Source organism: Salinicola sp. RZ23 (genome assembly GCF_003206675.1).
GTDB lineage: Bacteria > Pseudomonadota > Gammaproteobacteria > Pseudomonadales > Halomonadaceae > Salinicola > Salinicola endophyticus.
Genome location: NZ_PZJK01000004.1, coordinates 179,204 through 193,946, shown reverse-complemented (window position 1 = coordinate 193,946; position 14,743 = coordinate 179,204). Strand labels below are relative to the sequence as shown.

General features: G+C 67.6%; 14 protein-coding genes. 11 read left to right on the top strand and 3 right to left on the bottom strand.

Going from position 1 to position 14,743, the window contains the following annotated elements:
- The 7 genes from DOM67_RS03630 to DOM67_RS03600 all read left to right on the top strand — a co-directional run bounded on the left by DOM67_RS03630 (position 1) and on the right by DOM67_RS03600 (position 7,044).
- The gene (locus DOM67_RS03630; RefSeq protein WP_110674306.1) at positions 1-1,272 is read left to right on the top strand and encodes a folylpolyglutamate synthase/dihydrofolate synthase family protein; all 1,272 of its coding nucleotides are present in this window, start codon (positions 1-3) and stop codon (positions 1,270-1,272) included.
- Between the two features lie 85 nt (positions 1,273-1,357).
- The gene (locus DOM67_RS03625) at positions 1,358-2,068 is read left to right on the top strand and encodes an SPOR domain-containing protein (RefSeq protein ID WP_110674305.1); all 711 of its coding nucleotides are present in this window, start codon (positions 1,358-1,360) and stop codon (positions 2,066-2,068) included.
- Complete coding sequence (locus DOM67_RS03620) at positions 2,068-2,679, top strand: CvpA family protein (protein ID WP_110674304.1); 612 nt, start codon at positions 2,068-2,070, stop codon at positions 2,677-2,679. Before DOM67_RS03625 ends, DOM67_RS03620 begins: the two co-directional genes overlap by 1 nt.
- 28 nt (positions 2,680-2,707) lie before the next feature.
- Positions 2,708-4,237 carry an amidophosphoribosyltransferase gene (gene purF, locus DOM67_RS03615; RefSeq protein ID WP_110674303.1) on the top strand — a complete coding sequence of 510 codons (1,530 nt, stop codon included), beginning with the start codon at positions 2,708-2,710 and terminating at the stop codon, positions 4,235-4,237.
- Positions 4,238-4,494: 257 nt separating this feature from the next.
- Entirely contained in the window at positions 4,495-5,685 is a 1,191-nt protein-coding gene (locus tag DOM67_RS03610) for an O-succinylhomoserine sulfhydrylase (protein WP_110674302.1), read from the top strand.
- A 151-nt stretch (positions 5,686-5,836) separates the two neighbouring features.
- Positions 5,837-6,391 (top strand): cytochrome b, encoded by a 555-nt coding sequence (locus DOM67_RS03605; protein WP_110674301.1) that lies wholly within the window; start codon positions 5,837-5,839, stop codon positions 6,389-6,391.
- A gap of 71 nt (positions 6,392-6,462) precedes the next feature.
- The gene (locus DOM67_RS03600) at positions 6,463-7,044 is read left to right on the top strand and encodes a YceI family protein (RefSeq protein WP_110674351.1); all 582 of its coding nucleotides are present in this window, start codon (positions 6,463-6,465) and stop codon (positions 7,042-7,044) included.
- A 111-nt stretch (positions 7,045-7,155) separates the two neighbouring features.
- On the opposite strand, the gene DOM67_RS03595 is transcribed toward DOM67_RS03600, so the two are convergent.
- Entirely contained in the window at positions 7,156-8,277 is a 1,122-nt protein-coding gene (locus tag DOM67_RS03595; protein ID WP_157958786.1) for an FAD-dependent oxidoreductase, read from the bottom strand.
- Between the two features lie 128 nt (positions 8,278-8,405).
- Between DOM67_RS03595 and dkgB the strand changes: the two genes are divergently transcribed.
- Together dkgB and DOM67_RS03585 are read left to right on the top strand one after the other, a co-directional pair.
- Complete coding sequence (gene dkgB / locus DOM67_RS03590; protein WP_110674299.1) at positions 8,406-9,218, top strand: 2,5-didehydrogluconate reductase DkgB; 813 nt, start codon at positions 8,406-8,408, stop codon at positions 9,216-9,218.
- Between the two features lie 114 nt (positions 9,219-9,332).
- Positions 9,333-9,782 carry an EF-hand domain-containing protein gene (locus tag DOM67_RS03585; protein ID WP_110674298.1) on the top strand — a complete coding sequence of 150 codons (450 nt, stop codon included), beginning with the start codon at positions 9,333-9,335 and terminating at the stop codon, positions 9,780-9,782.
- 99 nt (positions 9,783-9,881) lie between these two features.
- Here DOM67_RS03585 and DOM67_RS03580 read toward each other — a convergent pair whose 3' ends face one another.
- A complete protein-coding gene (locus tag DOM67_RS03580; protein ID WP_110674297.1) occupies positions 9,882-11,072 on the bottom strand; it encodes an amino acid aminotransferase in 1,191 nt (396 codons plus the stop codon).
- A gap of 240 nt (positions 11,073-11,312) precedes the next feature.
- The gene (locus DOM67_RS03575; protein WP_110674296.1) at positions 11,313-12,299 is read right to left on the bottom strand and encodes an aldo/keto reductase; all 987 of its coding nucleotides are present in this window, start codon (positions 12,297-12,299) and stop codon (positions 11,313-11,315) included.
- Positions 12,300-12,522: 223 nt separating this feature from the next.
- Between DOM67_RS03575 and DOM67_RS03570 the strand changes: the two genes are divergently transcribed.
- Together DOM67_RS03570 and DOM67_RS03565 are read left to right on the top strand one after the other, a co-directional pair.
- Positions 12,523-12,783 (top strand): helix-turn-helix transcriptional regulator, encoded by a 261-nt coding sequence (locus DOM67_RS03570; RefSeq protein ID WP_110674295.1) that lies wholly within the window; start codon positions 12,523-12,525, stop codon positions 12,781-12,783.
- A 48-nt stretch (positions 12,784-12,831) separates the two neighbouring features.
- Entirely contained in the window at positions 12,832-14,532 is a 1,701-nt protein-coding gene (locus DOM67_RS03565; protein ID WP_110674294.1) for a SulP family inorganic anion transporter, read from the top strand.
- Positions 14,533-14,743 lie beyond the last annotated feature (211 nt).

Below are 14,743 nucleotides of genomic sequence, written 5' to 3'. Positions count from 1 at the left end.
ATGTCCGCGGCGCTGGATGCGTGGCTGGCGCGACTCGAGCGCCAGCATCCCGTCGCCATCGAGCTCGGCCTCGAGCGGGTCGCCACGGTGGCGACCCGCCTGGGGCTGAGTGAGCGGCCGCTGGCGGGGCAGGTGGTCACCGTGGCCGGCACCAACGGCAAGGGCTCGACGGTGGCGCTGCTCGAGCGCCTGGCCGCGTGCCACGGCCTCTCCACCGCCTGCTATACCTCTCCCCATCTGCTGCGCTACAACGAGCGCCTGCGCCTCGACGGCCAGCCGGCGGAGGATGCGCTGCTGGTCGAAGGCTTCGAGCGGGTCGAGGCGGCGCGCCTGGCGGGTGAGGCGGTAAGTCTCACCTACTTCGAGGCGGGCACCCTGGCGGCGCTGTGGGCGATCGCCGAGCGCCAGCCACAGCTGGCGATTCTGGAGGTCGGGCTGGGTGGGCGCCTCGATGCGGTCAATGTGATCGACCCCGATATCGCGGTGATCACCACCATCGCCCATGACCATGCCGACTTCCTCGGCGACGATCTCGACGGCATCGGCTTCGAGAAGGCGGGCATCCTGCGCCCGGCGCGTCCGGCGGTGCTCGGCAGCCGCCAGTTGCCCGCCAGTGTCTCGGCCCGTCTCGACGCGCTGGCAGCGCCGGCCTACTGGCTGGGACAGGCGTTCGCGCCCCAGGACCAGGGCGGCAGTTGGCAATGGCAGGGCAGCGACGCCCAGGGGGCGCGCTATGAACTCGATAGCTTGCCCGATCCGGGCCTGCCGCTGGACAATGCCGCGGTGGCGCTGCAGGTATTGACGCTGCTGGGCATCACCCCGCGACTCGAGGCGGTGCGCGAGGCCCTCGCCACGGTGGCGCTGCCCGGGCGCCTGCAGTGGCTGGACAACTGGTGTCTGGACGTGGCCCACAACCCCCATGCGGCGGCCTACGTGGCCGAGCGGCTGGCGGCCCGCCCGCGACCCACGCGGCGCATCGGCCTGCTCGGCGTGCTCGGCGACAAGGACGCCGGGGCGCTGATCGCCGCGCTGGGCCCGGCGGTCGACGCCTGGGTGGCGGTGGGGCTCGACGGCCCCCGCGGGCGTTCGGCGGCTGCGCTGGGCGAATCGATCGAGGCCGCCGGGGCGTCGCTGCTGGCCAGCTGCGACTCGCCGGCGGCCGGCGTGGCGTGGCTGCGCGAGCGGCTCGGTGCCGACGAGGAGGTGCTGGTGTGCGGCTCCTTTCTGACCGTCGCCGGGGCGCTCGAGGCGCTGACGGCGGCGGCCGTCTGACAGGTGCGATGCATCGAATCGGCATTTTTCATCGCCCCGGCCAATGGATGACCGGGGTTCGAACAGGCCCGCTTGAGGAGGTCTTATGAAGTACGGATGGCGTGAACGGATCAGTGGTGCGGTCATTCTGGTGGCCCTGGGGGCGATCTTCGTGCCGATGCTGTTCGACGACCCCGAGCCGCGTCAGCAGGGGCCGGAGCCGGTGATGGTGATCGAGCAGCCGGTAGGCGGGGGCGAGGCGCGCCAGCGCATCATCGAAGCGCCGCAGCCGCCGGCCTCGGTGGCCCAGCGCGACAGTGGCGGCAACACCAGCGCAGTGCCCGAGCCCGATACCTCGGCCCAGCTGGGCGGTGGTGGCGAGAGCTTCGGCCAAGGAGCTGGGAGCACCAGCGAGGAGAAGAGCGGCAACTCCCAGGCGACCCAGCCACGCACCGACCCGATCGCCGAACTGGCCCAGTCGGATACCAGCCAGCCGGCCAAGCGCCAGGCGACGGCGTCTCAGGCAGCCCCGGCCAAGCCCGAGCCGGCGCCCAGCACCCCCACGCGTACCGCGGCCAGCAAAGATGGCGGCTGGGTGGTGCAGGTCGGCAGCTTCGGCCAGAAGGACAACGCCACGCGGCTCGCGGCCAAGCTCAAGAACCAAGGTTTCGCTGCTTATTCGCAGCCGCGGGACAACAACCTGACCTCGGTCTATGTCGGGCCTTTCGCTTCCTCGGAGGCGGGCGAGAAGGCGCGTGCCGAACTCAAGCAGTCCGCCAACCTGTCGGGACTCTTGATTCGCAAACCGGGTAGCTGATGACTCTCACCTGGCTCGACTACGCCTTCCTGCTGGTCTTGACGATCTCGATGCTGGCAGGTTTCATGCGCGGCCTGGTACGCGAGGCGCTGGGCCTGGGGGCGTGGATCGTCGCGCTGCTCGCGGCGCGGGTCTTCGCCCAGCCGTTGGGCGAAATGCTCGAGCCCTACATCTCACACCCGGACGCACGCCTGGTGCTCGGCTTCGTTCTGGTGATCTTCGTCGTGGTGATGGTGTGCGGCTTCGTCATCCGGCTGCTCAACGCGGCGATCGAGTGGGTCGGCATGGGGTTTTTCAACCGGGTCGCCGGCGCCTGCTTCGGCCTGGCCCGGGGGGCGGCGATCCTGGTGATCGCCACGGTGGTGATCGGGCTGACGCCCCTGGCCCAGTTGAGCGCCTGGCAGCAGGCGCAGCTGCGTCCCGCCTTCGAGTCGCTGCGGGCCTGGGCGGTGGTCCAGCTCGAGGACTGGAACGTGGACGCATCGCAGGCGGAGGACGCCATGCGGCGTCTGCCGTTGACGCTGCCGGGTACGACGACTTCGACAGTCGAGCAGAGCGGCCGTGCCGCGCCACCCCCGGGTGGCGCAGCGGCCGCGCAACCGGCGCCCTGAGGGGCGCAATCAAGCGAGGTAAGGCGGCATGTGCGGTATCGTGGGCCTCATGGCCAATGAAGCGGTCAATCAGTCGATCTATGACGCGCTGACGGTTTTACAACACCGCGGACAGGACGCCGCCGGCATGATGACCTGGGATGACGGTCGGTTTCTGCTGCGCAAGAACAACGGGCTGGTGCGGGATGTCTTCCACACCCGCCACATGAAGCGTCTCCAGGGCAACCTGGGGATCGGCCACGTGCGCTATCCCACTGCGGGGTCGGCGAGCGAGGCGGAGTCGCAGCCGTTCTACGTCAACTCGCCCTACGGAATCACGCTGGCGCACAACGGTAACCTGACCAATTCCGACCAGCTCAAGCAGGAGCTGTTCTCCTCCGATCTGCGCCATATCAACACCAGCTCCGACTCGGAGGTCCTGCTCAACGTGTTTGCCCACGAGCTGGGCAAGCAGGGGCTCTACCTCACCCCCGAGGACATCTTCGACGCGGTGCGCCGGGTGCATCGGCGCTGCCGCGGCGGCTACGCCGCGGTCGCCATCATCAGCGGCTTCGGGCTGGTCGCCTTCCGCGACCCCCACGGTATCCGCCCGGTGGTCTACGGCACCCGCGAGGGCGTCGATGCCGAGGGACGCCCGGGGCAGGAGGTGATGATCGCCTCCGAGTCGGTGGCGCTCGATGTCAGTGGCTTCGAACTGGTGCGCGATCTGGCCCCGGGCGAGGCGATCTTCGTCGACATGCACAAGAACGTGCACACCCAGCAGTGCGCCGATCGCCCCAGCCTGACCTCGTGCATCTTCGAGCACGTCTACCTGGCGCGTCCCGACTCCAAGCTCGACGGTGCCTACGTCTACGGCACCCGCATGCAGATGGGGCGCAAGCTCGGCGACCGCATCCAGCGCGAATGGCCGGAGCACGACATCGACGTGGTGATCCCGATCCCCGACACTTCGCGCACCACGGCGCTGGAGCTGGCGCAGCACATCGGGGTGACCTTCCGTGAAGGGTTCATGAAGAACCACTACATCGGCCGTACCTTCATCATGCCGGGGCAGACCCAGCGCAAGAAGTCGGTGCGTCAGAAGCTCAACGCTATCGGCAGCGAGTTTGCCGGCAAGAACGTGCTGCTGGTGGACGACTCGATCGTGCGCGGCACCACCTGCAAGCAGATCATCCAGATGGCCCGGGACGCCGGCGCCAACAAGGTCTACTTCGCCTCTGCTGCCCCCGCCGTGCGTTACCCCAACGTCTACGGCATCGACATGCCGGTGGCATCCGAATTGATCGCCCATGGCCGCAGCGACGCCGAGGTGGGTGAGCTGATCGGCGCCGACCGTTTGATCTATCAGGACCTGGAGGATCTCAAGGCGGCCTGCCGCGAGGTCAATCCGGCCCTCGACGACTTCGACTGCTCGGTGTTCGATGGCAGCTACGTCACCGGCGACATCGACGAAGCCTATCTCGCCGCGCTCGAGGCCGCTCGCAGCGATGCGGCCAAAGAGGGGCGCGAGCGGGTCAATGCCGTGGTCGACCTGCACAACGACAGCTCAGACGACTGAGCCGGTGCGCCCCGCCGCCGGCGGGGCCGCCTCAGTCTGGACTTGGGCTTTGTACGAAAAGTCAGCGAGCGAAGGAAAGACCGGGGCGCGTAGCTAAGGCAAAAATCGGTGAAAACGGACCGGGCTGGCGTTCCAGTTTACGGTGTGTAAATGAGCATTTTTGACCGGGCTGGCGCTCCAGCCGATTTTTAACGCCGTATTGCCGAGCGCAGGGATTTTTCGTGCATAGCCTAGACGATATTCAGGAGTTTACCCGCATGCCCCTAGACGACGATCTCTCGCTCGGTCTCGAGACCCTGGCGATCCGTGCCGGCCATGAGCGCACCCATGAGCAGGAGCACGGAGAGCCGATCTTCCCCACCTCGAGCTTCGTCTATGGCAGCGCCGCCGAGGCCGCGCGCAAGTTCAAGGGCGAGGAGCCGGGCAACGTCTACTCGCGCTTCACCAACCCCACCGTACGCAACTTCGAGCAGCGCCTGGCCGCGCTCGAGGGCGGTGAGCGCTGCGTCGCCACCAGCTCGGGCATGGCGGCGATCCTCTCGACCGTGCTGGCGCTGCTGCAGGCCGGTGACGAGGTGATCGTATCGCGCTCGGTGTTCGGCTCCACCATCGCGCTGTTCGACAAGTACCTGGCCAAGTTCGGCGTGGTGCCGCGCTATGTGGAACTCAACGATCTCGCCGGCTGGGAAGCGGCGATCACGCCCAAGACCAAGCTGCTGTTCGCCGAGACGCCCTCCAACCCGCTCAACGAGCTGGTCGACATTGCCGCGCTGGCGGACCTGGCCCACCGCCACGGTGCCTGGCTGGCGATCGACAACTGCTTCCTGACTCCGGCACTGCAGCGCCCGCTGGCGCTGGGCGCCGACCTGGTGATCCACTCGGCGACCAAGTATCTCGATGGGCAGGGGCGGGCGATCGGCGGCGCCGTGGTCGGCCGCGATCAGGAGCTGGAGCAGCTGTTCGGCGTGGTGCGCACCTGCGGCCCCTGCATGAGTCCATTCAATGCCTGGATATTCCTCAAGGGGCTGGAGACGCTGAGTCTGCGCATGCACGCGCACAGTCGCAATGCCCAGGCCCTGGCCGAGTGGCTGGAGCAGCAGCCGGCGGTGGCGCGGGTCCACTACAGCGGCCTTGCCAGCCATCCCCAGCACGCCCTGGCCCAGCGCCAGCAGCTTGGCTTCGGCGCGGTGATGGGGGTCGAGATCGTCGGTGGGCGCGAGGCTGCCTGGCATGTGATCGACCACACCCGGGTGATGTCGATCACTGGCAACCTGGGTGATGTCAAGACCACCATCACCCATCCGGGGACCACCACCCACGGCCGTCTGAGCGACGCTCAGCGCGCCTCGGCGGGGATCAGCGACGGTCTGATCCGTCTCGCGGTAGGGCTGGAGACGCTGGAGGATCTGCAGGCGGATCTGGCCCGGGGCCTCGATACTCTCATGTGAAGTATCTTGCTCGGTTGACCGAAAAGCCCGCTCAGGCGGGCTTTTTCGTCTCTATTATTTCCTTTTCGTCACTAATCGATTTCCACCACCCTGGCTGTCGCCGCCGTCCGTTATCCGTATGCTGAGGTGAAACGGGAGCAGGGGCAGGGTGATGTGGCGCAATTCTCACAGCGGCTGGGGCAGGATCAGCATCGCGCTGCACTGGTTGAGCGCGCTGGCGGTGTTCGGCCTGTTCGCGCTGGGCTGGTGGATGACCGGCCTGGGCTACTATGACACCTGGTACCACCTGGCGCCTTGGTGGCACAAGTCGATCGGTATCCTGCTGCTGGCGGCGAGTCTGGCGCGGGTGGCCTGGCGCCTGACCCAGCCCACCCCGCGCGCCCACGGCAGCGTGCTCGAGCGGCGTGCCGCCCATGTCGGCCATGGGCTTCTGTATCTGCTAATGTTCGTGGTGCTGTTCTCGGGCTATCTGATCTCCACCGCCGAGGGCCAGGGCATCAGCGTCTTCGGCTGGTTCAGCGTGCCGGCGCTGGTCTCGGGGCTGCCGGACCAGGCGGTGGTGGCGGGTAGCGTGCACTGGTATGCCGCCTGCGCGCTGGTGATTCTCGCCTGTGGCCACACCCTGGCCGCGCTCAAGCACCATTGGCTCGACCGCCAGGACACCTTGACCCGAATGCTGACGACGCGCGCCGCGCGGCGTCGCTGAGTGTTTCCGAGCGCTGGCCGCCACCGGTGCTCGCGCCCCCCAAGAGCTCAATCCACGAGGAGTTTCGCATGCTGCTGAAGAAGACCGCCCTGGCTGCCCTGGTCGCCGCCGCGCTGCCGCTGACCCAGGCCCAGGCCGCCGACTACAAGATCGACAGCGAAGGCCAGCACGCCTTCATCCAGTTCAAGATCAGCCACCTCGGCTACTCCTATATTCTGGGTGACTTCAAGCAGTTCAGTGGCGACTTCAGCTACGACCCCGAGGCGCCCGAGGAGTCCAGCGTCGCGGTCAAGGTCGACGTCGACAGCCTCGACAGCAATCACGCCGAGCGCGACAAGCACATCCTGAGCGGTGACTTCCTCGACGCCAGCAAGTATCCGCAGGCGAGCTTCAAGTCCACCGGCTTCCAGATCGACGACGACGGCGAAGAGGGAGAGATGACCGGGGAGCTGACCCTGCACGGCGTGACACGCAAAGTGACCTTCGACGTCGATCACATTGGCGGCGGCGACGACCCCTGGGGTGGCTATCGTCAGGGCTTCGAAGCGACCACGACCCTGGATCTGGCCGACTTCGACATCGACATGAGTCAGTTCCCGGCGCCGATGCACAGCGTGGATCTCTACGTGGTACTCGAAGGCATCCGCCAGTAGTGCCGCACCGCCGCGCTGACGCGCGGCGGTTGTGTGCGCTAGCGACGCGACCCCGGCCGGGTGCCGGGGTCGCGTTTTTGTGCACGCCGACGTGCGTGGGCGTGGGTTAGGTCAGGTGTCGTCCAGGTAGCGTGCCACCTCACGGCGGTCGCGGCGATGCTTGAGCCGGCGTACCCAGCGCCCGCGGCACCATAGCGAGCCGCGCCATGCGATATCGCGCAGGTCGCCGAGATTGAGCGCCTTCCAGTGGCTATCGTGGGTACTGGCCGGGGTGGGAGCATCGCCCAGCGCCAGCAGCGCTGAGAGCAGGCCGGTGGCACGCTCACGGGTGGCGCGACGCGTGGTCTGTCCGGGGGCGCTGGGCTGGTTGACGAACACCCGTGGATCTTCGCGGCAGCGCTGGCGCGGGTCGACCTCGACCCGCCCCTGGGCGTCATGGGCCAGCCCGAAGACGTCGAAGGCCGGCGGCGGGCGCAGCGCTTCGACCACCAGCAGCAGGTCGGCGTCGACGGCGGTACCGTCGTCGAGGATCAGGCTGTCGCGCTCGTAGCGCGCTGCCGTGGCCACCAGCTCCAGGCGCAGGCCGCGCCGCTGCAGCCGCCGGGTGAGCCAGCGGTTGGCGCGACGGCAGGCGTCGGGCAGCGGCTGGCGCTCGTTGCCGATCAGCGCCACCGGCAGCGGGCGGCCGTAGCGTTCCCCCAGCGCCAGAAGGTTGGCTGCCAGCTCCACCCCCAGGGCGCCGCCGCCCAGCACCGCCACGTTGGATAGGCGTCGGGCGGGGTCGGCCAGCTCGCTCTCGAGCTGCTGGCGCAGCGCCCACAGGGAATCGGCGCTGGCGCCATAGATGCCCTGGGCGGTGTAGAAGCCGGGAATGGCCTGGGCGTCGACCACCGGTGGCAGATCGATCGAAAGCCAGTCGTAGTCGAGGCGCTGGCCGTTATCCAGAGTCACTCGGCGATTGCTGCGGTCGGCGGCGACCACGCTGGCGGCCACATGGGTGGCGCCGTGGGCGGTAATGCGTGACGCGGGCAGATGCACGTCGTCGAGTTGCCACTCGCCGCCGAGCATACCGCCGAGCCAGTCGGCGAAGGCGAACGGCTGGGGCGTGATCAGGGTGACGTCGATACCCGCCTGCGCCAGCTGGCGGGCGTGGCTGGCGACATGCAGGTGGGCATCGCCGTTGCCGACGAGAAGTAGCTGCTGGCGGTGCGGGGAGGGCGTGGCGTCTGACATGCCTCGATCCGGGCAGAAAATCGAACTTGAGTCTAGCATGGACAGGGGCGGCGCCCGAGCGCGGGGAGGCGGGCGCTGCCTATCGGTACGGTTTTTTTCACCTCTCCGCACGATCGAGGAGCAGCTTCATGTCACGTCATTTTCTGCCGCAGCCGGGCCTGGGTACCTATCGTCTCAAGGAGCAGGCGGTCATCGACTCGGTGACCTCGGCGCTCGACCTCGGCTACCGCCACCTCGATAGCGCCCAGATGTACGGTAACGAGGTCGCGGTGGGCAAGGCGGTGCGCCAGAGCGGTATCGCCCGCGACGAGCTTTTCATCACCACCAAGATTTGGTGGGATCAGCTCGAGCCGGCGGCGCTCACCGCCAGCCTGGAACAGAGCCTCGACGCGTTTGGCCTCGAGCAGGTCGATCTCGCCCTGATCCACTGGCCCTCGCCCAACGACGAGGTGCCCATGGCCGACTATCTGGGTGCGCTCGACGCCTGCCGCCAGCGCGGCCTGACCCGGCATATCGGCGTCTCCAACTTCACCATCGCGCAGATCGACCAGGCGCTGGCGCTGCCCGGCGGCGAGCATCTGGTGACCAACCAGATCGAGGTCCATCCGTTCCTGGCCAACCGTGCGCTGGTCGAGCACTGCCAAGCCAAGGGGCTCGAGGTGACCGCTTACATGCCGCTGGCGGTGGGGCGGGTGATGGAGGATGCCGTGCTCAAGCGCATCGCCGAGCATCACGCGGTGACCCCGGCGCAGATCGCGCTGGCCTGGGTCGCCGCGCGGGACATCATCGTCATTCCGTCGTCGACCAAGCCGGAACACCAGAAGGCCAATCTCGAGGCGCTGGAGATTCGCTTGAGCGACGCCGAGATCGCCGAGATCGATGGGCTCGACCGCGGTGAGCGTATCGCCGATCCTGATTTTGCCCCGACCTGGGACGAGTAAGTTCACCTTGGACAGCGACACTCCCTCGGGCCGCTGGGCCCGAGGGAGTGTCGCTGCGCGAATTTTTTTGCTCGGCAGCGGTCTCAAGAGCACATCGTCTTGAGAGGATCTGCCATGCGTTCTTGGACACGTCCCTGGGCTCTGCGTCTGGGTATCGGTTTGCTGGCTGCGGGCAGTGCGCTGCCCGCCCTGGCACAGACGGCCGATGGCGCCGCGGACGGCGACGACTCGAGCCTGACGGTCAAGGCCGATAGCGGCCAGCCGCAGCCGCCGGCCAACGCCTCCCAGGTCGACCGTGAGTCGATCGAGAAGTCCGGCGGGGTGGGGCGCGACAACGCCGCCTTCACCGACGGTGGTGCCCAGACGCCGGTGGATCAGCGCCCCAACGCGCTGAGCTTCGACCAGCTCGACGTCAACGGCGATGGGGTCATCGACCGTGACGAAGCGGTCAGTGCCAAGCAGCAGGCGCTGTTCGAGCGGCTCGCCGACCCCGAGTCCGGCGGCATCACCCACCAGCGCTTTCGCGAGGCGATGGGCTCGGATACCCTCGCGCCCTCGGAGTAACTCGCCAAACGGGTGCCGTATCGCCTACGCGAAACGCCCGGCCAGTGGCCGGGCGTTTTGCGTCAATGCACTGTCGGTAGCGCTGCTATCTCAGCCCCGTCAGTCGACCACGGCAGCGATCGCCTTGGCCACGTAGGGCAGGTTCTCGCTGGTAAAGCCGGCCACGTTGGCGCGGCCGGAGCCGACCATGTAGATGCTGAACTCGTCGCGCAGGCGCTTGACCTGCTCGGCGCTCAACCCGGTGTAGGAGAACATGCCGCGCTGGGCGGCGACGTGGGCGAAGCGCTTATCGAGGCCGTAGGGCGCAAGCGCGGCGACCAGGTCGCTGCGCAGACCGTTGATGCGGTCGCACATCTCGGTCAGCTCCTCGCGCCACACCCGTGCCAGCTCCGCCGACTCGAGGATCTCGGTGACGATGGCAGCGCCGTGGGAGGGCGGGTTGGAGTAGTTCTCGCGCGCCACGATCGCCATCTGCGAGCGCACGTTCTGCATCTGTTCGGCATTCTTGGCGATCACGATCAGACAGCCGGTACGCTCGCGGTAGAGGCCGAAGTTCTTCGAGCAGGAGCTGGTGATCAGCACCTCGTCGAGGTTCTCGGCCATCAGCCGCACCCCGTAGGCGTCCGCTTCCAGTCCCTCGCCGAAGCCCTGGTAGGCGAAGTCCACCAGCGGCAGCAGGCCGCGCGACTTGACCACTTCCAGCACCTGTTGCCACTGCTCGCGGTCGAGATCGAAGCCCGACGGGTTGTGACAGCAGGCGTGCAGCAGCACCACGTCACCCTGCGGTACTTCCTTGAGCGTCGCCAGCATGGCGTCGAAGTCGAGGCGGTTGTCGGCGCTGACGTAGGGGTACTTGCGCATCTCGATGCCGGCGGCGTCGAAGATGCCCAGATGGTTGGGCCAGGTCGGGTCGGAGAGCCAGATGCGCTTGCCCGGCAGGTTCGACTTGATGAAGTCCGCCGCCAGCCGCAGCGCGCCGGTGCCGCCCGGTGACTGGGTGGCGCTGGCACGGTCGGCCGCCAGGACCGCAGAGTCGGCGCCCAGCACCAGCGGCAGCAGCACCTTGCCGTAGCGCGGATCGCCGTGGGAGCCGATGTAGCTCTTGGTCTGCTCGTGCTCCAGCAGATACGCCTCGGCCTGCTTCACGGCGCGCATGATCGGCGTGTGGCCGTGGGCATCGCGGTAGACGCCGACGCCGAGATCGACCTTCTGCGGATTGCTATCCTGGTTGTAGGCTTCGATCAGCCCGAGAATGGCATCCCCGGGAACGCGCTCGATCTTCTCAAACATTGGCGTGCACTACCTCGTCGATTCTGGCGGCCATGGTGGTAGGCCGGGCGCGACACGCTAACGTCTCTGCGCATCGCGCTGTCGCCCGGCCTGGCGTGTCTCACAAACTCTGGTCTGGTTCGGCGGCCCCGCGGGCCGCCAGGCTTCATGATGCCACCGCGCCTGCGCCCGCGCCACTCGCTGGCGCTGCCTGGAGCGCTCGCCGGTGCGGCCCGCACCGGGCGCCGCCAGCACTCCGGCTCAGCTGAAGCCGACCACCTCGTGGGGCACGTAGGGGGCTTCCAGCGTGGCGATCTCGTCTTCGCTCAGGGTGATATCGAGTGCGCCCAGCGCCTGGTCGAGATGATGCGCCTTGCTGGCGCCGACGATCGGGGCGGTGATACCGGGCTTGTGCAACAGCCACGCCAGGGCGATCTGCGCCGGCGACACGCCGCGGGCCTTGGCCACCTGGCCCAGCGCCTCGATCACCGGGGCGTCTCGATCCTGGCCCAGGTTCCAGGCGCGCATCTGCTCGTCGCTGCGCGCGCGGGTGGTGGTGCCCTCGCTGTCCACCGCCTTGCTGCCGGCGAGAATGCCACGTGCCAGCGGGCTCCACGGGATCACGCCGACCCCCTGGTCGCGGCACAGCGGCAGCATCTCGCGCTCCTCCTCGCGATAGATCAGGTTGACCATCGGCTGCATGGTGATGAAGCGTGTCCAGCCATTGCGCTCGGCGACGTGCTGGGCCTTGGCGAACTGCCAGGCGTGCATGCTGGAGGCGCCGATATAGCGAGCCTTGCCCGCCTTGACCACCTCATGCAGCGCTTCCATGGTCTCCTCGATAGGGGTGTCGTAGTCCCAGCGATGGGTCTGATAGAGATCGACATACTCCATTCCCAGCCGGCCGAGCGAGGCATCGATGGCGTGGTGGATATGCTTGCGCGAGAGCCCGCGCTCGTTGGGCGAGCGGTTGCCGGTGGGGTTGTAGACCTTGGTCGCCACCACGACCTCCTCGCGCCGGGCGAAGTCGTTGAGCGCCTGGCCCACCACGCGCTCGGACTCGCCGTCGGAGTACATGTCGGCGGTATCGAAGAAGTTGATCCCGGCCTCCAGTGCCTGCTGGATGAAGGGGCGGCTCTGCGCCTCGTCGAGCACCCAGTCGCGCCAGCGCGGCGTGCCGTAGGTCATGGTGCCGAGACACAGCGGAGAGACCTTGAGCCCGGTCTGGCCGAGGCGACGTAGTTGCATGATGCGACTCCCGAGAATGAGCGTACGCCTTCTAACTTAGCAGGTAGCGTAGGGAACGCCGCGCGGGACGCGCTCGGCGGCTGCCTGCGCGGGCGCTTCTTGCCCCTTGGGTGATATTTGAAAATATCTATTTTGATATCTGAGATATCACTTGAGATGTTTAGAAACGACTATCGATGCTTTAGACTGAGTGGGTGCCAAGTCTCACCTGGTGGAGCGTGCAATGATCACTGGTCCTCAAATGCGTGCCGCCCGCGCCCTGCTGGGCATCGATCAGCGCGCCCTGGCGGCGCTGGCGGGCGTCTCGGTACCCACCATTCAGCGTATGGAAGCCAGCCCCGGCACCGTGCGCGGCGTCATCGACAGCCTGACCAAGGTCGTGGAGGCGCTGGAGCGCGCCGGTGTCGAGCTGATCGGCGATGAGGCGATCAGCCATGCCACCGGGCGCGGAGTGCGTCTCAAGACGGCGCCCGGCAAGTCGTAACGCCGCCGATATCACCGCCCACACTCGACTCGAAAGGCCTCGCTCGTCATGAAGCATGTCCGCACCGCCAATGCGCCGGGTTTCGCGGCGCTCTTCACCCCCAAGCTGGTGACCGTCCTGCGCGAAGGGTATGGGCTCGCCAAACTGCGCGCCGATCTGATCGCCGGGCTGACCGTGGCCGTCGTCGCGCTGCCGCTGTCGATGGCCATTGCGATGGCCTCCGGCGCCTCTCCCGCCCAGGGACTTTATACCTCCATCATCGGTGGCTTTCTGGTATCGCTGCTGGGCGGCAGCCGCTTCCAGATCGGCGGTCCGGCGGGCGCCTTCATCGTCTTGGTGGCGGCGACCGTGCAGGCTCACGGCATGGCAGGGCTGCTACTCGCCACTCTGCTCTCGGGGGTAATGCTGACACTGATCGGCTGGCTGCGGCTGGGCAGCCTGATCCGCCTGATCCCCTATCCGGTGACGGTCGGTTTTACCGCCGGGATCGCGCTGATCATCTTCGCCAGCCAGCTCAAGCCGCTGCTGGGGCTGACCTTCGCCGGGCAGGAGCCCGGCCCGCTGCTGGAGAAGTTGCCGGCGATCTGGCAGGCGCTGCCCACGGCCAGCCCTGTCACCATGGCGCTGGCCCTGGCGACCATCGCCACCATCGTACTGGTCAAGCGCTTACGACCGCGCTGGCCGGGCATGCTGGTGGCGATAGCGGTGACCGCGGGGGCGACGGCGCTGCTGGATCTGCCGGTGGCCACCATCGGCTCCGCTTTTGGCGGCATTCCGGAAACCCTGCCGATGCCATCGCTGCCGGCGCTCTCCTGGCACAAGGTCATCGAGGTCCTGCCCAGCGCCGTGGCCTTCACGCTGCTGGGGGCGATCGAATCGCTGCTGTCGGCGGTGGTGGCGGACGGCATGAGCGGGCGCCGCCACCGCGCCAACTGCGAGCTGGTGGCTCAGGGGGTGGCCAACGTCGCCTCGGCACTGTTCGGCGGTATCTGTGTCACCGGCACCATTGCGCGCACGGCCACCAACGTGCGGGCCGGCGCCGTGAGCCCGATCGCCGGCATGCTGCATGCGCTGTTGTTGTTGCTGTTCATTCTGTTGGCGGCCCCGCTGCTGGACTATATCCCGCTGGCGAGCCTGGCCGGGGTGCTGGCGGTGGTGGCCTGGAACATGATCGAGAAGCACGCTTTCGTCAGTCTGCTGCGGGCGTCGCGGGGCGATGCCGCGGTACTGTTGATCACGCTGTTACTGACGGTCTTCCGCGATCTGACCGAGGGGATTCTGGCCGGCACGCTGCTGGGCGCGCTGCTGTTCATCCAGCGCATGTCGCGCACCGTGGGGGCGGCGCAGATGCCCTGGGTGCCGGAGGATGTGGCGGATACGAGCTTCGACTACCGTGACACAGGGCTGTCACCCGCCGATCCCGAGCTGGTGATCTATCGGCTCTCCGGCGCCTGGTTCTTCGGTGCCGCCACCTCGATCGAGTCGATCCTGGCGCGGGTGTCCGACCGCCACCGCGGGCTGATTCTCGACTTCACCGAGGTGCCCTTCATCGATGTCAGTGCCGCCCGCGCCCTGGAGGGCATGCTGAGCGCCTCGCGGCGTGCCGGTATCCGCATGGCGCTGACCGGCACCCACAGTGACATGCGGCGGATGCTGTTCGCCAATGGCGTGCGCCCACCGCTGGTCAGCTACGAACGCTCCATCGAGGCGGCGGTGAACAAATTGCGGCGTGCGTCGGCCGAGACGTAGTCCCGTCAAGATTCAGGCCGGCCAGCACTAGGGCGATCAGGGCATCGGGCGTAGCGCTGGGGGCCGAGGTTGCGCGGCGCACGACGTCAGATCCCGCGCCGAGCGTGCCGTCGACTTGTCGCAGGTGTCTCGCTGTTACCCGGATCGTCATGACCTGAAACCGTAACCTTGGCATAATGCTGCGCTTCACGAGCACCCGCGGCAGCGCCAT

Coding starts and splice junctions, on each gene's coding strand:
- DOM67_RS03630 (WP_110674306.1), top strand. CDS start 1: ATGTCCGCGGCGCTGGATGCGTGGCTGGCGCGACTCGAGCGCCAGCAT.
- DOM67_RS03625 (WP_110674305.1), top strand. CDS start 1,358: ATGAAGTACGGATGGCGTGAACGGATCAGTGGTGCGGTCATTCTGGTG.
- DOM67_RS03620 (WP_110674304.1), top strand. CDS start 2,068: ATGACTCTCACCTGGCTCGACTACGCCTTCCTGCTGGTCTTGACGATC.
- purF (WP_110674303.1), top strand. CDS start 2,708: ATGTGCGGTATCGTGGGCCTCATGGCCAATGAAGCGGTCAATCAGTCG.
- DOM67_RS03610 (WP_110674302.1), top strand. CDS start 4,495: ATGCCCCTAGACGACGATCTCTCGCTCGGTCTCGAGACCCTGGCGATC.
- DOM67_RS03605 (WP_110674301.1), top strand. CDS start 5,837: ATGTGGCGCAATTCTCACAGCGGCTGGGGCAGGATCAGCATCGCGCTG.
- DOM67_RS03595 (WP_157958786.1), bottom strand. CDS start 8,277: ATGTCAGACGCCACGCCCTCCCCGCACCGCCAGCAGCTACTTCTCGTC.
- dkgB (WP_110674299.1), top strand. CDS start 8,406: ATGTCACGTCATTTTCTGCCGCAGCCGGGCCTGGGTACCTATCGTCTC.
- DOM67_RS03585 (WP_110674298.1), top strand. CDS start 9,333: ATGCGTTCTTGGACACGTCCCTGGGCTCTGCGTCTGGGTATCGGTTTG.
- DOM67_RS03580 (WP_110674297.1), bottom strand. CDS start 11,072: ATGTTTGAGAAGATCGAGCGCGTTCCCGGGGATGCCATTCTCGGGCTG.
- DOM67_RS03575 (WP_110674296.1), bottom strand. CDS start 12,299: ATGCAACTACGTCGCCTCGGCCAGACCGGGCTCAAGGTCTCTCCGCTG.
- DOM67_RS03570 (WP_110674295.1), top strand. CDS start 12,523: ATGATCACTGGTCCTCAAATGCGTGCCGCCCGCGCCCTGCTGGGCATC.
- DOM67_RS03565 (WP_110674294.1), top strand. CDS start 12,832: ATGAAGCATGTCCGCACCGCCAATGCGCCGGGTTTCGCGGCGCTCTTC.